We start from the raw sequence: 16,917 nt of genomic DNA, 5'->3' as shown, positions 1-16,917 counted from the left end.
GCTCGGCGGCGGGCGGCACCGAGTTCGCGCCCGGCGGGGAAGGGGGCGACGCGGGCGGCGGCGTTGACCGCGGATCTTGGTCTGGTAGATCCTGCTGGTCTGCCATCGGCTGCTCCTTTGCAGTGTGGTCTGCGCATGTCCGGCGTGAGCGTGGTCAACCGGCAATCGTCCCCATCATGCCAGGTCGGCTATGGCGTTAGCCGGTGGCGGCCAGTCCGGCCGCGAATGCCAGCGCTACCGCCATCACCGCCAATTCGACGAGCGACCGGGATCGCGACACCACGGCGGCGGTTCGGTGGGCCCGCGCCGCCGGGAGCCAGATCGTGCGGTTTCGCCAGCCCAACAGCACCAGCACCGCCGCCACCGCGATCTTCGCGGCCAGCAGCCGGCCGTAGCCGGTGGCGTACAACTCCCCAAGCGATCCGAGCCGTTCAAGCGCCGCGGCAGTCCCGCCGAGCAGCAGCGCCAGCACACACCACAGCGACAACTGCGAGAACCGCGGCAGCACCCGGGCCCACTGACCGCGATGCTCGACGGTGAGTACCAGGCCCGCCAGCGCGCCACACCACAGGGCCGCGGCCAGGGTGTGAATGGCTAGCGCCAGACCCCCGAGCGCGCTTTCGAAGAAGTGACCCGTGATCAGTCGGGACGTCAGGCCTACCGCGGCGAGACCCGCGACCACGAGGTTCATCGACGCCGTTCGCGGCGCGACGAGCGTGGCCACGCCGAGGGCCGCAGCCGCCACGATGCCGAGCGTGCCTGCGCGCCCCGCCGCAGTGTCCACCGCGAAATCGACAGTCGTCGGTAGGCCCAGCCGCCAGATCGGAACCGCGGCGGCTTGCGCGGCCGCCACGATCAACCGGCCCAGCTCGGCCACCAGCCAGACGGCGCCTGCGATGGACAACGGCGCGGTGGCGCGTCCGATGAGTTCGCGGCGGTACCGCTCGTCGTCGAGCATCGGCACGGCCGCGAGCCCGAGACAGACGACCGCCGCACAGTCGGCGACCGCCCGCACCAGCGTCACGGGCAGTGAACCCTGCGGGTACGCCAGCGCCCACGCAACGACCGCCGCCGCCGCCAGCACCAGCGTTCCGCCTGCCAGCGCCGCAGGACGCTTCACCGCCGGCGCCGCGCCGCCCAAAAGGCACCGGCGCCGACGATCAGCACGGCACCGACGTAGATGGGCCACACCGGACTGGCGTCGACGTCCTCGGAGTTTCGCGACGCATCCGCGGCGGGCGCCGGGGCGGCGGCCGGGGGTGCGGACGCGCCGGTCCCCGCCTTCGTCAGCTGGAACGGCCACGACCCGGACACGACGTGGCCGTCGGCAGATGTCGCCCGGTAATTCACGGTGTAGGTGCCTGCCGGGCCGAGGGGACGCACCCCGACGCTGATGACGGCACCGTTGACCTCAGGCTCGCCGGTGGACCACATGTTGCCGTCGGGCCCGATCACGGTCATCGCCGCGAACTCGGGTTGCATTTCCTCGTTGAAGGTCGCGCTGACCTTCGGCGGGGCGGTGGTCAGCGAGGCGTTCTCGGCGGGGTCGGTGGAGATGCGGGCGGCGTGTGCCGCCGCGGGACCCGCATTGCCGAGTGTGGCCACTGCGAGCCCGAACATCAGAACTGCAACAGCGACAGGGTGTTTCATGATCCCCGCCGGGACAGCAGGGCGACGGCGAGCGGGACGCGTGAAGGCACCGTGGTTGTGGATCTCATTCGTTGGCTTTCTTGTGTCGTTGGGATGTCGGTCAGCGGGCGAGGCTGACCGGCGGCCCTCGATGCGACACCGAAGCAGCAAGCATCAGTGCAGAGCGCAGCGGCTGATCGGCTCGGCGCGCGACAGTCATGGGCCGCGCCGCCACCGCGTAGCCGATGCGGACAACCCCGCGCACGGCAACCGACAGCGCCCGCCACAGCCGCTCGCCAACGCCGATCAGAATTGCGCCGGCGACGATCGCCAGCAGGTGGGTGGCAAGCATCGCGGCCGCGGGCGGGGCAGCCGAACCGACGTGGTGGTGGTCGGCGGTGCTGAGTAACAGGTGACCGAGCAGCTGGCTGGCAGCGAGCAGGCCCAATAGGCACCGTGGTGTTCCCGTCTGCGGGATGGTGGTGGCCAATGCACCTGCGGTGGCAGCGAGAACGGCAAGCAACGACGTCACCGCACCGTTGGGTATCGCTCCGCCGCCCGCCCCGTGTGCCGCCACTGCGAGGGCGGCAGTCAGCAGCCCCGTCGCCACGCCGCGGACGCGATCAGCGGACGCCGAAACGGGCATCTCAGACGAGGCCGAGGCGGGCCATCAAGTCGGCGTCGATGCCGTCCAGCTGTTTGGCGATAGCGGCGTGGGCGGATCGGCGCTGCGCGAGCGGCATGTTCTCGGCGGCGGCGACAGCGGCCGACAAATCGCTGAGACGATCGGTGATCGCCGCCACGAACTGTTTCGTCTCGGCGTCTTTGGGCTTCTTCTCGGCGACCAGACGCAGCGACTGCTCGGCACCCGCGATTCGTGCCGACAGCTCAGCGCCATGGCCGGAGAACTGACCGAGCTGGCTCAGCGGAACACCCAATCGGTCTGCCCGCCGCTCGTCGACGAATCCGCGGGCGGCGATCGAGGCGCGGTACACCAGGGGCACGACGACGGGTGCGAGAAGTCGCGTGATGGTGAGGACACGCCGAATCCTGGTGGGGGAGAACAGTTTACCTTCGCGTGCGGCCTTCAACTGCAGGTCTGCGACCTTGAGCGCGGCGCGGTCGGTGTCGCGCTGAGCCCGCAGCTGCGCCTTGAGCGCGTTGGTCTCGGCTCTGTGGTCGGCCTTGATACGACGAGCGTCGTTCTTCGCCGCCAGTTTGGCCTCGAGCTTGGCCTTCGCCTTGATGGCGCGGGCCTCGGCCTTTCGGGTGGCGCGGGTTTTGCGCTTGAACAGGCTCATCCCAGCTGTCTCCCGATCGTCTCTTGGGCTTGCGACGTCATCGCGGCGCGCGTTGTAGATGCAGCACAACACTATCGTCCGGTGCGCCCACACTGCGGGCCTGTCCCACCGCGAGGCCGCAATGGTCGCCAGCAAATCGATGAAGCCCCTTGCGCCAGAAGCGGCAGGAAGTGAATTTTGCGGCTGCGACGGGTATCGCCAGGCAAAGGCCGACCATGCGGTACGCACCGGCGGAGCTGCAAGATTTGTCAAATGAACTGAATAGGAACTGCTGCCTCATCGGTCCAAACAGCGCATAGTGGACTCGACGAAAGGGGGAAGTATGCCAGCCAGCCGCAGCGTCACTCGCGCCGTGGGTGCGGTCTTGGACCTCGCTCCGCGTCGGGGGGAAGTATCGCTCACCCGGCTCGTGGACGCGGTCAGCATGGACAGGGGACGTCCGATCCAGCTGAAGACGGCCGATCTTCCGCCTGGTGTGTGCGGGCAGTGGCGTCAATACGCCGATCGCGATGTGTTCTTGATCCAGAAAGGCCTGCCGGCCTGGGACCGCACCCTTGCGCACGAACTCGGCCACTTGGTCCTCGGGCACGAAGGCATGCCGGTCGTTGAGGCCGCCCTCGAGAACACCGAGATGGCCAGCTCCGATTTGATCGGCTACATGCTGAACCAGCGGACCGGCTGCATGGGACCCAACGGTGAGGATGCAGAACAGGAAGCCGAGGATTTCGCGGCACTGCTGCTGTATCGGTTGGGCCGGCTGCCCTCCGATCGCGCCTCCATCGTCCAGGTCCGGCTCGGAGAGGCGTTTGGTTGATCATCTGGGTGATCGCCGGTCTGCTTGGACTGGCCACCGGTTTACGTATCGGATGGGCGCTGGTCAACAAGCAATCTCTGGTGAGCACCGCGATGATCCTCGCGCTCGGCAGCCTCGGGTTGGTCGCCGCACTCAACTGGCAACCCCTCACGCTTCTCATCGACACGGTGCTGCGTTGGCCCAACGTCTCGATGGGTCTATCGCAGGTCGCGCTGGTCGCGTGCGCGGCGGGCAGCTGCGTGATGATCACGACGGTCGCATCCGGGCGTAAGCCCGCCACCATACGCAAGATCGCGATAGCTCAATACAGCGTTGCGGGCGTCATCGCCGTGGTGAGCCTGGCGGCGTTCTTCTCGGCAGGACAGCAGCCGGAAATGGCGCCCGAGGAGTACTTGCGCCGCAATCTTGCCTCCGGCGGCAATTCACTGCCCTGGCTGCTGCCGCTGCTGTACGTGCTGCTGGCGCTGACGCTGGTGTCCTGGGCCGGATTGCGGCACTCGAACCGCAGCCGCCGTGGCCGCGCGTTGTTCGTGTTCACGATCGGCATTGTGCTGATCGTCCTCGCATCGGGGTTCTTTTTCCTGCGGGCGGTCGGGGAGACCGGACCGGTAGGGGTCGGCGCCGCGGCCACACTGCTCGGCTGCGCGATGCTGGTGGTCGCCGCGGGCTCGCTGTTGCCCAGCGTCGAGGACTGGTTCGGTGCGCGCCGAGAGCTTCGGGCCATCCAGCCACTGCTCGACGAACTCGGCCGCCGCCATCCCGACGTCGGTATCGGAGTGCGTCCCCGGGGACCGCTGGCTTTCCGGGTTGCCGAGCGGATGTCGTTGATCTCGGACGCACTGTTCCTGGAAGCCACCACTGCGGACAACTCCAGGAAGCGGGTCGGCACGTCCGGCGCGCTGGCGGACCGTGACGACGACGCCGTCGACGACGAGATCGATACCGATGAGGATGACGCCGATATCGAGCCGCCGCCGGTGCCGCCCGAGGAGCAAGCGCGTGTTATCGCAGAGTGGATACACGCCGATCGAGAGGGGGCGCCGGAGGGTGAGCGCCCGAAGTTTCCCGGCCTGAGGTGGTTGCGCCAGCCCAGCGTCTACTCGGACCGTGAGTGGATCCTCGAGATAGCGACGCAGTACCGAACGCTGATGCGTTCGGTTGGCGTGAAGGCCTGAACCGGGGTTCGAAGACCCGGACAGAAGACGTAACGACTTCGCCCGCTGCCATAATGCGACTTACGGCAGGCTAATCGTCCAAATGCTCCTGGCGACGCAGCTCATCGACCTTTTGGACGATGTCCTGCTGGGCCTCGACAGACAGCCCGACGGTGCGCGCCGCAATGCGGCGGACGCCCTCGTCACGCATACTCGCGAGCCAGGTCAGTTCCTTGTCGAGCTTCTCGTAGTACTCATCGTCGGTGAAGTACGCCGGCTTGATACGGAAGAAGTTGGCAAGGGCAGCCATGGTGGTTGCAGACGGGTTGGTGCGGTTGCCGGAGCGGAGCTGCGACAGGTACGGAGCGGACATGGTCACGCCCTCGGACTTGAGTGCAGCGATCACCTCAGCGGAAGTGTGTGGGCCGCGACCGGGCGGGTAGACCGTGTCGAACAGTCTGTTTAACCGGGCGGCGAACGTCTTGCTCATCGGTATTGACCTCCACATGCGTAGACGAGCGGACTCTTGGCGGCGTATTTGCTGATCATCCTAGCGAGAGTTGTGCCCAAACCCAAGTGCAAACTGGGTATAAGTTAACCCACCTTTCGCAATCGAGGGCTCCCCCCACTATTGACGGCACCGTCAGACTACGCAAAGACGGCGGTCATATGGTGCGGTCGGGCAAATAAGATGGACGTAGTCCGAGATGCCTCGCCAGGGCGCTGGCCCCGATTGCCACAGTAATCCCAATTCTCACCACCGGCAACGTCCATAACCACCGCCGTTGGCCGGATGGAAGATTTGCTGTTTTGAATGCAAATTGGCCGAGCGCAAAGTCGTCTCGTCGCACAGTGTCATCGGGCGGGTGTTAGCGAGACGGCCTCGCGCTGGGGGTTGTTTCACCCGTCGTCAATGGCCCAGCAGGTTGCGGGAGTCGCTACGGGGAGCGCAACGATGCCGGTGTGGTCGGGGCCGCTTTCCGCGCCCGGACGAATCGAACCAGCGCAGCGGTGCCGACCCCGACCAGAACCGAACCGGTGACGCTCAATGCGACCCAGCGCAGGCCGAGCGCGCTGTCGAACAGCAGCCAAAGACCGAACACCAGGAACAGCACGCTCGCCAGGCTGTGCAGGAACCCGGCCGGCAACCGCTTGTGCAGGAGGGCACCCGCGGCGATGGCGACGCCGTCGGCCAGCACCATCCCCACGGTGGCCCCGATCCAAACGCCCGCCCAGTTGTGGTCACTGGCGAGTGTGACTGTGGCCAGCATCGTCTTGTCGCCGAGTTCGGCGAGGACGAACGAAGACACGATCGCGAAGACGACGAAGCGGGGCTCGGAGACCTGGACCTCGCCGTCATCGCTGACGCGGCCCTCGCGCCACGTCCAGACCGCGAACAACAGGAACGCGACGGCGCCGGCGAAGGCGATCGGTCGTTCGGGGATGGACAGGCCGAGGAAGTGGCCGATGGCGACCGACAGTCCGTGCACCAGGGTTGCGGCGACCGCGACGCCGGACAGCACGACCCACCATCGATGCCGGAGTGCGTACGTCATGGTGATCAGCTGCGACTTGTCGCCCAGTTCAGCCACGAATACGACGGCGAGACTTATCAGAATGGCGGTGAGCATGGGAAACGACCTTTCGACCAAATTTCGGTCGAAGGTCTCGCCCACCGACCCTCAATGAGGAGGTTCGGTTCGCCGGCCGGGCTGTGCGCCAGTATGTCGACACGGCGATTGGGGGCTACTCCCCTTCGCTAACGACACCGACACTAGCGGCTGATGTGACGACCCGCCAGTTCGTACAACGATTTCGGGTGCCCGAATCGAGCGTTCAGGACGACGAATCGATGGCTTCGAAAACCCTTACGCCGCAAGGAGCATGGCCAGTATTGCGGTGTCGGGATGGCTGATCGGATCGACACCCACCCTGCTAACCATCGACGTCACGGTGCCGTCCGCCTCCGCTTCCACCCATGCGGCGCGGTGTTCAAGGCCCAGATGCGGCAGGCCGGGCAGCAGCACGCACCCCGAGGCTGCGCCCGAGCACTCCGGCAACGACGGCATGGTCTCCGACGGTGGGTGCAGCATCAACAGGGCCGGCGGCTGATGCTGCGCGAAATATCCTGGCGGAACCGCCGATTCGCCGACCACCGTACCCTCGGCGACGACGAGGCCGACGGTATTGGGTTCGGGCTCATCGGGCAGCTCTTCACGAGCACCGAAAATTGTTGTGGTCGAAAGCAATCCAGGAAGCGATGCCACGCGCACCGCGACCATCAACAGCTGTGCCCACTCCTTGGTGGAATCCGGCCAGCGACCCGATATCACGAAACCCTTTAGCGATCCGTGCGAATGAAACGGGGCGATCTCGATCGCCCGACCGGACCCCATCTCCATCTCGCCTCCGCACCATCGTTGTTCGGTAAAGCCCGACACGACTGTGGGTCGATCAGATCAGAATGCGCAGGTTTGCTCCGGTGCGCAAGCGGACACGCATCACCCGGCCCGGCGCGGGGCCCGGATCGTCCATATGACGCGATAGGTACCGGCCGCCGGAACCCAGCCGAATTCATGGGAATCGGCGGCTCCGGGCGCCTTCGGATTGTCGGACCGGGCTTCGAAGATCGCACTCGAGCCTGTCCCGTACACCTCACCGACGCGCTTGACGAGCCAGCGCGTGGATCGTCGCGGGTCACGGAACAACCGCAACTGGCCGGTTCGCGGGGCGCCGCCGCGCAGACCGAGTAGTCCGTCGCCCGGGCTCAGAGTCGGGCGCATCGAGTCTTCGACCACCTTGAACAAACGCAGTGGCCAAAGCGGTGGAGGATGGTTGGGCGCCACCCTCGAAGGGTAAGTTAGGGCCATGCTGCATCGACTTCTAAACAACGCCACCCCTGCCCACGCCCATTGCGACCTGTACTGCGGTGTCTACGATCCGGCCCAGGCCAAGATCGAGGCACTTTCGTGCCTCAAGACTCTGCAGAAGTTCCACGACTCAGACGATGAGCACTTCCGCACCCGCGCGATCATCATCAAGGAGCAGCGCGCCGAGGAGGTCAAGCATCACCTGATGGTGCTGTGGGCCGACTTCTTCACCAAGGACCACTTCGAGCAGTTCCCGAATCTGCACCAGCTGTTCTGGGACGGTGTGCACGGGGCCGGCGATGTGAAGAAGTCGACGGACGTCGCCGTGGCCGAGAAGCTGCTCAAGACGATCGATGAGATCAGCGACATCTTCTGGCAGACCGAGAAGGCCAAGGGTATGGGCGTCTACCCGCCCGCCTAAGCGGATCGCGAAACGAGAACGGGCCTGCTGAGCGCGAGCGGGCCCGTTTTCGTGTGCAGGATCGGCGTCAGTACAGAACGATCAGGGCGAGGACGCCCATCAACACCAGGGCGATGACACCGGCGCGCATACAGGCCATCAACTGGCCGCGGGTGTAGATGTTCGCAGAGGAATGCCACTCAGACGGCGGCACCGCGGACCCCGGCCCCAATGGATGCGACGACGCCATTAACAGCTCCTGACCTGCACGATCGGTACCCTCCCCAGTGAGATCGGTCACAACGTCGAGTTGTGACGCCGATCATAACCCCTCGTGTTCGGCGGAAGAAATCGGGACGCAGATGCGTTTAACGGTTCGGAGCACGGGTACAACCGTGCCAACAGCCGTTCAAAAGCGGATGATTAGCCTAGCGACATATTTCGCTCAGGCTCGTTTCGGTTGTTGATTGCCGTGCCATTCCGGCCTCAGGTTATCCACAGTGATCTTGAGTGATTACACAGATTCAGCGGCTCAGGCTTGCTTTGCGCCGATGGCTGGCCTGTGGATGAACCTGTGGAAACTGTGGATAGCTCAGGATTGCTGACCCCGGGTGGATGCGTGGCGGTGTGTCAGCATGAACGAATGGACTCCGACGCGGTCCCCCAGGCCGATATCGCCACCGTTCCGCCGACCTTCGATGGATCGGTCGTCTTGCTCGACGTCCGCGAGGACGACGAGTGGCAGCGCGGGCATGCGCCGGGTGCCCTGCACATCCCGATGGGACAGATACCGGCCCGCCTCGGAGAGATCGATCCCGCGGCCACGCTGTACGTGGTGTGCCAGGTCGGCGGCCGATCGCAGCGGGTGTCCCAATATCTGGCGCAGAACGGCTACACGCCGGTCAACGTCAGCGGCGGAATGTTGGCTTGGGCGGGCTCGGGTCGCCCGGTGGTGACGGACGACGGCGGAGTCGGCGTCATCTGAGCAGCCTCAGACCAACCCTAGCTAGGCTGGTCGGATGATTCAGGTGTGTTCCACGTGCGGAACGCGGTGGAACGTACGTGACCGCAGGAGGGACTGGTGCCCGCGCTGCAACGGCACGCTGCTGGCGCCCTCGGGCTCCGATCCGGCCACGCCGTGGAGGCCGGCGGCAGGACTGGGTACGTCGCCGTCCGCTCGGCTGTCCGGCAGTGCTGGACGTAACCCACCCAGACTGCCTCCGGGGTATCGCTGGATCGCCGTGCGACCGGGCGCCGCCCCGCCACCGCGGCCAGGCCGACGTCCCCTCGGTCCGACGCCCCGATACGCATTCATCCCACGGTGGGGACTCGTCGACAACTTCGAACAGACCGATCAGGAGCAGGTGCAGACACGGTCCGGTCCCTCGGCACGGATGGTGCGAGCCACGCTGGTCGCGACGATGGCGGTGTTCGGCATTGCGGCATTCCTGCACCTCGTGCGCTATGGGCTCCTCATCATCAACCGTGGCACCCTGCTGAACCCGTGGGTGGCCGGTGGCGCCACGTGGCTCGGTGTCGGCGCCAGCGTTCTCGCGATCTTCACCGTCGTCGCCAGCGCGGTCGTACTCACAAACTGGCTCATCGGCCGTCGGGCGGCGGCATATGCCTACCGGGGGCAGCCGGACCCGCGGCCGCTGTGGGCGCTTCGGGCGGGCTGTCTGGTGCCCATCGTCAATCTGGCGTGGGCGCCGGTGTTCATCATCGAACTGGCGGGTGTCGAGGAGCGGTTCACCTGGCTCCGCAGGCCGATCGTGGTGTGGTGGCTGGTGTGGGTCGCCAGCACGGTGGTTTCGGTGTTCTCGATCGCGACGAGCTTCGCCACCGAGGCTCAGGCCATCGCCGACAACACCGTGATGACCACCGTGGCCTATCTGTTGGCACTGGCCGCCTTGCTGCTGGTGATGAAGGTCTTCGACGGCTTCGAACGCCAGCCTGTCGAGAAACCGACAAAGCGCTGGGTCATCGTGCCAGACGCGCCGGTAAATGCCGAGGCGCGACCCGACCCTGAACTGGAGAATGCCGCTTCGGTTGAGGCCGAAGGCCAAAACCCGGCAGCATAGGTGCCTATGAACTCGGGCGACAGCGGGCTCGCCGGCCATCCGTTCGTCGTGGCGCACCGCGGTGCGTCCGGTGAGCGTCCCGAGCACACCCTGGCTGCCTATGAATTGGCACTACAGGAGGGCGCCGATGGAGTCGAATGCGATGTGCGGCTGACCCGCGACGGTCATTTGGTCTGCGTCCATGACCGCAAGGTGGACCGGACGTCGAACGGGAGCGGACTGGTCAGCGAGTTGACATTGTCTCAGCTGCGCGAATTAGATTACGGCACTTGGCATCCCAGCTGGCGGTCCGACGGCGCATCCGGTGAAACGGGGCTGCTCACCCTTGATGATCTCGTCAAGCTGGTCCTGGACTGGAACCGTCCGGTGAAGATCTTCATCGAAACCAAGCATCCCGTGCGCTACGGCGCTCTGGTCGAAAGCAAGGTGCTCGCTCTACTGCACCGCTACGGGGTGGCGTCGCCCGCGTCGGCCGATCTGTCGCGCGCGGTAGTCATGTCGTTCTCGGCTGCCGCGGTATGGCGGATCCGACGTGCAGCGCCCATGCTGCCGACCGTGTTGCTCGGCGAGACCTCACGCTTTCTCGGCGGTAGCGCCGCAACGACGGTCGGCGCCACCGCGGTCGGTCCGTCGATCTCGACATTGCGTGAGCATCCCGAACTGGTGGATCGAGCCGCCGCGCAGGGCCGAGCCCTGTACTGCTGGACCGTCGACCATTACGAGGACGTCCGCTACTGCCGAGATGTCGGCGTCGCCTGGGTGGCGACCAACCACCCTGGCCGCACCAAGGGCTGGCTGCAGAACGGGTTGACCGAGGTGCCGAGCGACTAGAGGGTGCCGCCCGCGGCCTTGGGCGCGGACGGGTCCGTTGCTGCTGCGGCCATTTCGCGTGCGACGAAGTCCTCCAGGTTGAACAGGTTGTCGCCGGCGCGCTCGGCGATACGCACCAACGTCGTCATTCGCGCGACCTCTTCGACCTGTTCGGCGAGGAACCACTGCATGAACTGCTCGCCGAGGTAGTCACCCTCATCCCGCGCGACGCCGGTCAACCGAGTGACCTGCTCGGTCACCGTGCGCTCCTGCTCGAGCGCCATCGCGAGGGCGTCCCGCGGCGAGCCGAACGTGTTGCACACCGCGTCCACTCCCGGAATTTCGACGTGCAGGCCGCGGTCGAGCAGATATTGCACGAGCATCATCGCGTGATTGCGTTCTTCGACCGCCTGGGAGTAGAAGTGCTTGGCCAATTGCGGTAAATCATCGGAGTCGAAATAAACGGCGATTGCGACGTATTGCTGCGCCGCGCCGAATTCACTACGGATCTGCTCCTGCAGAAGCGTGTTGAACTTGGTCTCGTGCGCATCGGTAGTCGTCATGTTACGCATGATATAGCTGGTCAGGGCTGGTTGTCATCGAAGGCGAACCTAACGCAGGCGAGCATCGCCTAAGTAAGGTGGGCGAATGTGACGGCGCTTACATTCGAAGATATTAATTTGCTGAGCATGTCACGGCTGGGCGTCGATGACGTCCTGTGGTAACGGAGCGTCGGACTTCAGCGCGGCGAACAATTGATCGGCGACCTCGTCGTTCCATATGACGACGGACCCCGAATCGCTGCCGGTGTATTCACCAATGGGCACCGTCGTGGTTGTGACGTCCCCGCGCAGCGCCCAAGCGAGCCGCACCAAGTCCCAGATGTGGTCGTGCTCGCCGACGGTGACGGCGCCTGACGCGGCGTGCGCCATCGGATACCAGCGCAGCGGGTTGAGCCACACGGCCGGACTTGCGGCGCGGTGGAGCAAGGCGGACATGAAGGCGCGCTGATTGACCATCCGGTCCAGATCGGCGCGCGGAGTGGCACGGGTGCGCACGTACCCGAGCGCGCTGCGGCCGTCGAGCTTCTGACAACCCGCAGGCAGGTTGATACCCGCGAGCGGATCGTCGATCGGTTCGGTGGGGCACATGGTCACCCCGCCAACGGCGTCGACCAGCACTGCGAATCCGTCGAAACCGATCTCTGCGTAGTGATCCATGCGAATACCCGTCGCCTGCTCGACGGTCTGTGCCAGCAGCGGGGCGCCACCTTCGACGAATGCCGCGTTGATCTTGTCGCTGCCGTAGCCGGGAATCTCGACATAGGAGTCCCGTGGGATCGAAACCATCGTCGTCGGCGTGCTCGAACCGAGCCCGGGGATGTGGACCAGCAGAATCGTGTCGGTGCGGCCGGTACCGAGATCGCCACCGGTGGCCAGTTCCGCCTGCTGTTCGGGCGTCAACGCCTGGCGGCTGTCTGACCCGACGAGCAGCCAGGTCGTACCCTTGCCCGCTACCGGACGCTCCGGGTAGTCGGCCAATGCCGGGATTCGGCGCAGCGAGGTATCCATCCACAGACCACCTGCCACCACTGCGACTACGACGAAGAACACCAGCGCTAGCAGCATGCCGCCCCAACGCCGTTTGCGCCGAGGCTTTTTCGGCTTCGGCGGGGCGGGTGGCCGGGCCTGCGGCGGCGGCGGTCTGCGCGGCGGTGGTGGCGGTCTATGTGGAGGAGGTGGCGGCGGGTTCGGTGGGTTCGGCGGCGGAGGTCTGCGAGGCGGTCGGTAGTTGGGATCGCGCCGGATCACCTGCGACGGCTCCCGGCGGTGCCTGGGGTCGAAACCCGGGGGCTGGGGCCGGTTGTCGTCCACAGCAAGAATGTACGTCGGCCGGGTCCTATTGCAGCCAGTTCAGGTGCCCTGCCGCCAACGCGTATCCGACAAACGCGACCGCGTCGATGAGGGCGTGTGCCACGATCAGCGGCCACAACCGGCCGGTGCGCACGTACACGTAGCCGAACACCAGCCCCATCGCGACGTTGCCGAGTCCGGCGCCGAAGCCCTGATAGAGGTGGTACAGACCGCGGAGGAGGCTGGTCAAGATCACCGCGGCGACGGGGCTGAAGCGGAGTTGGCGCAGCCGGGTCAGCAGGAATCCGACGACGATGACTTCCTCGGCCCATCCGTTGGCGAAGGCGACGAGCAGCAGCACGGGAATGCGCCACCAGGTGTCGTTGAGCTCGGCGGGTTCCACGGATGCGTTCATGCCCAGCACTCGGGAGAACAGATAGAAGGCCAGGCCGGGCAGACCGATCAGCAACGCCAGGCCGAGTCCGCCGAGCACGTCGGGGCGCCACTGGATGCGGCCCAACCCGATTTGGGCGGGACCAAAACCGCTGCGCCACAGCAGGTATAGGCCCAGCGCGCCCCACGCCAGCAACTGGAACATCCAGGCGAGGTTGAGTCCGAGGTCGATCAGGTCGAACGGTGACCGGCGGGGATTGAGTGCCACGACCTGACCGGACAGCCCGAGCAGGACGGCCTCGATCAGGTTCAGCAGAGCGGTGTACGCCGAAAGCCCGAAGGTGACCGCCAGCACGACCGCGATCTCGATACGCAGCCCGCGGCGCTGCGGGTCCGTCAGTTCGTCGGGGCCGCCGGTCACCGAGCCAGGCTAGCGGCCCGGTTGCGCCTCAGAGTCGGCGCGCGCGCAAGCCGTTGAGAAACGGGCAACCCATCAGCACGCGAATCGCCTGGGACAGACCGCTGATGTCGTCGACCGGCTTCGGGAAAGGCAGCCGAACATCGTGGTCACCGTCGTCGCCTTCGATGCGAAGCTGCACTCCATAGCGATCCAGGCCGAGCGGACGAACACGTCCACGGCGCAGCGAGACGGGAAGGCGGCTGGCCAACCGGTCGACCACCTCGCGGTGCGCGGACTCCATGTGTTGTAACCAGCACGACTCCATCGCACAGAACGGATCGGGACGCGCACCGAGCAGCGCGCTCAGCCCCACCGATTCGGCACCCGTGGAATCGGCGGCAACGACTGAGTCGATCTCCAGCCTCATCAGCGCGTAACGAGTGTCGCTGTCGGCATCGTTGGTACTCGAGTTCACCTGTAGCAGAGCGGGATTCGGATCCTCGGCCGCGATCAAGTCGAGCAGCGCCGGGATTTCGGCCGAGGGCACCCCGTGCAGCCGACCGCGGATCCACACCAGAGACCGCACCGGCTCGCGCAGCGGCAGCGGCGCGTAGTCGGTCATCTCCAGCACCGCCTGGACGCCTGCCGCACCTGCCGAGGCCGCCATTTGAGCGACGGCCCCGCCCACCGGAACGGTGATGGCGAACGAGCCGTCGTCGAGGAGGTGGTGCACAGGTGAGTCGGCGGGCTCCAGTCCTTCGACGGCGAGCATGGCGCCGCCCGCTCGCGCGAATGCGCTGCGGATGCGCTCGGCCGTCGTCGGTGTGACTTTGGTCGAAAGCTCTGTCATCGCCTGCCTCCAGTAGATAAGGTGAGCCTAACTTAACTACTGGACCGACGATCACGCAAGGCTTACGTGCAGCGGAACGGGATTACCGTGGTGAACCGATAGGGTTGAACCGTGACCCGTATCGCTTATCTCGGCCCCGAAGGGACCTTCACCGAGGCGGCCTTGCGCGGCATGGTCGATGCGCAACTGGTTCCCCTGACAGATTTCGAATGGTTCCCAACCGTCAGTCCGTCTGCGGCGCTGGAAATGGTGCGGTCCTCGGAGGCGGCCTTCGCCTGCGTGCCGATCGAGAATTCGATCGAAGGGTCGGTCCTGCCGACATTGGACAGTCTGGCGACCGGTTCGCCGCTGCAGATCTTCGCCGAGTACACCCTCGACATCGCCTTCACGATCGCGGCGCGAACGGGCGTGACCGAACCCGTCTCGATCGCCGCGTTTCCTGTTGCGCGCGCCCAGGTGGCGAGATGGGTCGCGAAGAATCTTCCCGGTGCCGAGTTCCAGGCGGCGGACTCCAACGCCGCTGCGGCCGTCGACGTCGCCAACGGCCGTGCCGATGCCGCCGTCACCACCGCGTTGGCCGCCCAGCGGCACGGCCTGGCGGTCCTGGCTGCCGGCGTCGTCGACGAACCCAACGCGCGCACCCGTTTCGTGCTCGCGGGTCAGGTCGGTCCGCCGCCACGGCGCACCGACGCCGATCGCACCTCGGTGGTGTTGCGACTGGACAACGTGCCGGGGGCGCTGGCCGCGGCCCTTGGGGAGTTCGCGGCTCGCGACATCCACCTGACCCGGATCGAATCACGGCCCACCCGAACCGAACTGGGCACATACATCTTTTTCGTGGACTGCGTCGGGCATGTCGACGATCCGCCGGTTGCCGAGGCACTCAAAGCGTTGGTCGAACGTTGTGCAGATGTGCGCTATCTCGGTTCATGGCCGATGGGATCGGCAGGGCGTACCCAACAACGACGGGAGGGGAACGAGTGAGTGGACGGCTGGTGCTGGTCAGGCACGGACAGTCGCACGGCAACGTCGAGCGTCGGCTCGACACCAGACCGCCTGGCGCGGCGCTGACCGACCTCGGTCGAGATCAAGCCCGCACGTTCGCCCGCGGTCTCACGGACAAGCCCGGCCTCATCGCGCATTCGGTGGCAGTGCGGGCGACGCAGACGGCGCGCGAAATCGCCGACGAACTCGGTGTGGTCACCCATGAACTGGAGGGGATCCACGAGGTTCAGGTGGGTCGGCTGGAGAACCGTCATGACGATGCGGCGATCGAGGAGTTCAACTCCACCTACGAACGTTGGCACCGGGGCCACGTCGACGCGCCGCTGCCCGACGGGGAGACAGCCCGTCAGGTCCTGAACCGGTATCTGCCCGTCGTGACCCAACTCCGCCTGCGCTATCTCGACGACGACGAATTCACCGGCGACATCGTCATGGTCAGCCATGGCGCTGCGATCCGGCTGGCTTCGGCTGTGCTGGCCGGTGTCGATGGCACCTTCGCCCTCGATCACCACCTGGGCAACACCGAGGCCGTCGTGCTCGCGCCGATCACCGATGGTCGGTGGAGCTGCGTGCAATGGGGGACGCTGATACCGCCGTTCTACCCCGAGCCTGACGTCGACCCCGTTCAGGACGCGCTGCAGTCCGCCGATCCGATGGGGTGACCCGACTCAGATTGCCTGTGCGATCAAGACGTCACAGTTGCAGCCGATGGCATCGCAGTCGATGCTGAATGCATGCACCGCGTCGAGTGTCGGACAGTCGGCCTCGGTGCATTCGTTGCGGCCCAACGCATGATGAACGACGGCGCCATGGCAGTGCTCGACTCCGGCCGCACAGTCGCGGCACTGACTGCTCATGGACCCAGTTTCTCGCGGGAGGCGGCACAAGTGCCCCACAAGCGCGGCGTGTCGCGGCTCTAACCCCAGCCGAGTTCGTGCAGCCGGTCGTCGTCGATGCCGAAGTGATGCGCGATCTCGTGGATGACCGTGATGGCAACCTCGTCGACGACTTGGGCTTCGGTGTCGCACGAGTCGAGCAGTGCCCCGCGATAGATCGTGATGGTGTCCGGGAGCGATCCCGCTGCGTACCACCCGTCGCGCTCGGTCAGGGCAATTCCCTCGTAAAGCCCCAGGATGCCGGGTTCGTCGGCATTGCGATCCTCGACCAGAACGACGACATTGTCGATCGCCTTCGCGAGCTCCTGCGGGATGAGGTCAAGTGCGTCGGAGACCAGCTCGTCAAACCGTTGCGGGCTCATCCGCACGGCCACGCGGTTACGGCCCCGGCGGCGGTGGCGGTGGCGGTAGTGGCGCCGGTGCGGGCGGGGGGGGAGCTGTCCTTTATACACATCTCCGAA

23 protein-coding genes are annotated in these 16,917 nt (G+C 66.0%); 8 read left to right on the top strand and 15 right to left on the bottom strand.

Going from position 1 to position 16,917, the window contains the following annotated elements:
- Nucleotides 1-196 precede the first annotated feature (196 nt).
- The 4 genes from CSQ99_RS29385 to CSQ99_RS29370 form a co-directional block, all read right to left on the bottom strand.
- Nucleotides 197-1,141 carry a copper resistance D family protein gene (locus tag CSQ99_RS29385; protein ID WP_099042501.1) on the bottom strand — a complete coding sequence of 315 codons (945 nt, stop codon included), beginning with the start codon at nt 1,139-1,141 and terminating at the stop codon, nt 197-199.
- A complete protein-coding gene (locus tag CSQ99_RS29380) occupies nt 1,117-1,650 on the bottom strand; it encodes a copper resistance CopC family protein (protein ID WP_099042500.1) in 534 nt (177 codons plus the stop codon). The genes CSQ99_RS29385 and CSQ99_RS29380 overlap by 25 nt, the downstream gene beginning before the upstream one ends.
- Before the next feature lie 100 nt (nt 1,651-1,750).
- Nucleotides 1,751-2,275 carry a hypothetical protein gene (locus CSQ99_RS29375; protein WP_099042499.1) on the bottom strand — a complete coding sequence of 175 codons (525 nt, stop codon included), beginning with the start codon at nt 2,273-2,275 and terminating at the stop codon, nt 1,751-1,753.
- A 1-nt stretch (nt 2,276) separates the two neighbouring features.
- Nucleotides 2,277-2,930, bottom strand: coding sequence for a DUF6474 family protein (locus tag CSQ99_RS29370; RefSeq protein WP_099042498.1), 654 nt, complete (start codon nt 2,928-2,930; stop codon nt 2,277-2,279).
- A gap of 322 nt (nt 2,931-3,252) precedes the next feature.
- Here CSQ99_RS29370 and CSQ99_RS29365 point away from each other — a divergent pair, with 322 nt between their 5' ends.
- Nucleotides 3,253-3,744, top strand: coding sequence for an ImmA/IrrE family metallo-endopeptidase (locus tag CSQ99_RS29365; RefSeq protein WP_099042497.1), 492 nt, complete (start codon nt 3,253-3,255; stop codon nt 3,742-3,744).
- Nucleotides 3,741-4,919, top strand: a complete 1,179-nt coding sequence (locus tag CSQ99_RS29360) for a hypothetical protein (protein ID WP_099042496.1) — start codon at nt 3,741-3,743, stop codon at nt 4,917-4,919. The genes CSQ99_RS29365 and CSQ99_RS29360 overlap by 4 nt, the downstream gene beginning before the upstream one ends.
- 70 nt (nt 4,920-4,989) lie before the next feature.
- Here the strand turns inward: CSQ99_RS29360 and CSQ99_RS29355 are convergent, their stop codons facing one another.
- From CSQ99_RS29355 to CSQ99_RS29340, 4 genes are all read right to left on the bottom strand, one after another.
- Complete coding sequence (locus CSQ99_RS29355) at nt 4,990-5,388, bottom strand: transcriptional regulator (protein WP_099042495.1); 399 nt, start codon at nt 5,386-5,388, stop codon at nt 4,990-4,992.
- A gap of 448 nt (nt 5,389-5,836) precedes the next feature.
- A complete protein-coding gene (locus tag CSQ99_RS29350) occupies nt 5,837-6,529 on the bottom strand; it encodes a TMEM165/GDT1 family protein (protein ID WP_099042505.1) in 693 nt (230 codons plus the stop codon).
- 237 nt (nt 6,530-6,766) lie between these two features.
- Nucleotides 6,767-7,300: a peptidase gene (locus CSQ99_RS29345; RefSeq protein ID WP_099042494.1), complete on the bottom strand. Its 534-nt coding sequence runs from the start codon at nt 7,298-7,300 to the stop codon at nt 6,767-6,769.
- A 99-nt stretch (nt 7,301-7,399) separates the two neighbouring features.
- Entirely contained in the window at nt 7,400-7,681 is a 282-nt protein-coding gene (locus CSQ99_RS29340; protein ID WP_245909154.1) for a S26 family signal peptidase, read from the bottom strand.
- An 85-nt stretch (nt 7,682-7,766) separates the two neighbouring features.
- Between CSQ99_RS29340 and sodN the strand changes: the two genes are divergently transcribed.
- Entirely contained in the window at nt 7,767-8,189 is a 423-nt protein-coding gene (sodN, locus tag CSQ99_RS29335) for a superoxide dismutase, Ni (RefSeq protein ID WP_099042493.1), read from the top strand.
- A gap of 67 nt (nt 8,190-8,256) precedes the next feature.
- Here the strand turns inward: sodN and CSQ99_RS31105 are convergent, their stop codons facing one another.
- Nucleotides 8,257-8,418 carry a hypothetical protein gene (locus CSQ99_RS31105; RefSeq protein WP_176561284.1) on the bottom strand — a complete coding sequence of 54 codons (162 nt, stop codon included), beginning with the start codon at nt 8,416-8,418 and terminating at the stop codon, nt 8,257-8,259.
- Nucleotides 8,419-8,811: 393 nt separating this feature from the next.
- Here CSQ99_RS31105 and CSQ99_RS29325 point away from each other — a divergent pair, with 393 nt between their 5' ends.
- The 3 genes from CSQ99_RS29325 to CSQ99_RS29315 are packed head-to-tail and all read left to right on the top strand — an operon-like array spanning nt 8,812 to nt 11,080.
- Nucleotides 8,812-9,153 (top strand): rhodanese-like domain-containing protein, encoded by a 342-nt coding sequence (locus CSQ99_RS29325; RefSeq protein WP_099042491.1) that lies wholly within the window; start codon nt 8,812-8,814, stop codon nt 9,151-9,153.
- A 34-nt stretch (nt 9,154-9,187) separates the two neighbouring features.
- Nucleotides 9,188-10,249 (top strand): DUF4328 domain-containing protein, encoded by a 1,062-nt coding sequence (locus tag CSQ99_RS29320; RefSeq protein ID WP_099042490.1) that lies wholly within the window; start codon nt 9,188-9,190, stop codon nt 10,247-10,249.
- 6 nt (nt 10,250-10,255) lie between these two features.
- Nucleotides 10,256-11,080, top strand: coding sequence for a glycerophosphodiester phosphodiesterase (locus tag CSQ99_RS29315; RefSeq protein WP_099042489.1), 825 nt, complete (start codon nt 10,256-10,258; stop codon nt 11,078-11,080).
- On the opposite strand, the gene CSQ99_RS29310 is transcribed toward CSQ99_RS29315, so the two are convergent.
- From CSQ99_RS29310 to CSQ99_RS29290, 4 genes are all read right to left on the bottom strand, one after another.
- Nucleotides 11,077-11,622, bottom strand: a complete 546-nt coding sequence (locus CSQ99_RS29310) for a ferritin (RefSeq protein ID WP_099042503.1) — start codon at nt 11,620-11,622, stop codon at nt 11,077-11,079. The two genes, CSQ99_RS29315 and CSQ99_RS29310, sit on opposite strands and share 4 nt — an antisense overlap.
- A 129-nt stretch (nt 11,623-11,751) precedes the next feature.
- Nucleotides 11,752-12,933, bottom strand: coding sequence for an LCP family protein (locus CSQ99_RS29305; RefSeq protein ID WP_245909151.1), 1,182 nt, complete (start codon nt 12,931-12,933; stop codon nt 11,752-11,754).
- Nucleotides 12,934-12,958: 25 nt separating this feature from the next.
- The gene (locus CSQ99_RS29295; RefSeq protein ID WP_099042487.1) at nt 12,959-13,726 is read right to left on the bottom strand and encodes a CPBP family intramembrane glutamic endopeptidase; all 768 of its coding nucleotides are present in this window, start codon (nt 13,724-13,726) and stop codon (nt 12,959-12,961) included.
- A gap of 28 nt (nt 13,727-13,754) precedes the next feature.
- Nucleotides 13,755-14,555: a DUF2470 domain-containing protein gene (locus CSQ99_RS29290; protein ID WP_099042486.1), complete on the bottom strand. Its 801-nt coding sequence runs from the start codon at nt 14,553-14,555 to the stop codon at nt 13,755-13,757.
- A gap of 111 nt (nt 14,556-14,666) precedes the next feature.
- Between CSQ99_RS29290 and pheA the strand changes: the two genes are divergently transcribed.
- Together pheA and CSQ99_RS29280 are read left to right on the top strand one after the other, a co-directional pair.
- Nucleotides 14,667-15,539 carry a prephenate dehydratase gene (pheA, locus tag CSQ99_RS29285; protein ID WP_099042485.1) on the top strand — a complete coding sequence of 291 codons (873 nt, stop codon included), beginning with the start codon at nt 14,667-14,669 and terminating at the stop codon, nt 15,537-15,539.
- Nucleotides 15,536-16,222, top strand: coding sequence for a histidine phosphatase family protein (locus CSQ99_RS29280; protein WP_099042484.1), 687 nt, complete (start codon nt 15,536-15,538; stop codon nt 16,220-16,222). Before pheA ends, CSQ99_RS29280 begins: the two co-directional genes overlap by 4 nt.
- 6 nt (nt 16,223-16,228) lie before the next feature.
- On the opposite strand, the gene CSQ99_RS29275 is transcribed toward CSQ99_RS29280, so the two are convergent.
- Nucleotides 16,229-16,417: a hypothetical protein gene (locus CSQ99_RS29275; RefSeq protein ID WP_099042483.1), complete on the bottom strand. Its 189-nt coding sequence runs from the start codon at nt 16,415-16,417 to the stop codon at nt 16,229-16,231.
- 59 nt (nt 16,418-16,476) lie between these two features.
- Nucleotides 16,477-16,830, bottom strand: a complete 354-nt coding sequence (locus CSQ99_RS29270) for a metallopeptidase family protein (protein ID WP_176561283.1) — start codon at nt 16,828-16,830, stop codon at nt 16,477-16,479.
- Nucleotides 16,831-16,917: the final 87 nt, after the last annotated feature.

The organism is Mycobacterium neglectum (assembly GCF_002591975.1).
Classification (GTDB): domain Bacteria; phylum Actinomycetota; class Actinomycetes; order Mycobacteriales; family Mycobacteriaceae; genus Mycobacterium; species Mycobacterium neglectum.
Note: the sequence above shows the minus strand (reverse complement) of the source record. Positions and strands in the feature narration are given on the sequence as shown.

Coding starts and splice junctions, on each gene's coding strand:
- CSQ99_RS29365 (WP_099042497.1), top strand. CDS start 3,253: ATGCCAGCCAGCCGCAGCGTCACTCGCGCCGTGGGTGCGGTCTTGGAC.
- CSQ99_RS29320 (WP_099042490.1), top strand. CDS start 9,188: ATGATTCAGGTGTGTTCCACGTGCGGAACGCGGTGGAACGTACGTGAC.
- CSQ99_RS29355 (WP_099042495.1), bottom strand. CDS start 5,388: ATGAGCAAGACGTTCGCCGCCCGGTTAAACAGACTGTTCGACACGGTC.
- CSQ99_RS29370 (WP_099042498.1), bottom strand. CDS start 2,930: ATGAGCCTGTTCAAGCGCAAAACCCGCGCCACCCGAAAGGCCGAGGCC.
- CSQ99_RS29345 (WP_099042494.1), bottom strand. CDS start 7,300: ATGGAGATGGGGTCCGGTCGGGCGATCGAGATCGCCCCGTTTCATTCG.
- CSQ99_RS31105 (WP_176561284.1), bottom strand. CDS start 8,418: ATGGCGTCGTCGCATCCATTGGGGCCGGGGTCCGCGGTGCCGCCGTCT.
- CSQ99_RS29275 (WP_099042483.1), bottom strand. CDS start 16,417: ATGAGCAGTCAGTGCCGCGACTGTGCGGCCGGAGTCGAGCACTGCCAT.
- CSQ99_RS29340 (WP_245909154.1), bottom strand. CDS start 7,681: ATGCGCCCGACTCTGAGCCCGGGCGACGGACTACTCGGTCTGCGCGGC.
- CSQ99_RS29310 (WP_099042503.1), bottom strand. CDS start 11,622: ATGACGACTACCGATGCGCACGAGACCAAGTTCAACACGCTTCTGCAG.
- CSQ99_RS29325 (WP_099042491.1), top strand. CDS start 8,812: ATGGACTCCGACGCGGTCCCCCAGGCCGATATCGCCACCGTTCCGCCG.
- CSQ99_RS29315 (WP_099042489.1), top strand. CDS start 10,256: ATGAACTCGGGCGACAGCGGGCTCGCCGGCCATCCGTTCGTCGTGGCG.
- CSQ99_RS29375 (WP_099042499.1), bottom strand. CDS start 2,275: ATGCCCGTTTCGGCGTCCGCTGATCGCGTCCGCGGCGTGGCGACGGGG.
- CSQ99_RS29290 (WP_099042486.1), bottom strand. CDS start 14,555: ATGACAGAGCTTTCGACCAAAGTCACACCGACGACGGCCGAGCGCATC.
- CSQ99_RS29380 (WP_099042500.1), bottom strand. CDS start 1,650: ATGAAACACCCTGTCGCTGTTGCAGTTCTGATGTTCGGGCTCGCAGTG.
- sodN (WP_099042493.1), top strand. CDS start 7,767: ATGCTGCATCGACTTCTAAACAACGCCACCCCTGCCCACGCCCATTGC.
- CSQ99_RS29350 (WP_099042505.1), bottom strand. CDS start 6,529: ATGCTCACCGCCATTCTGATAAGTCTCGCCGTCGTATTCGTGGCTGAA.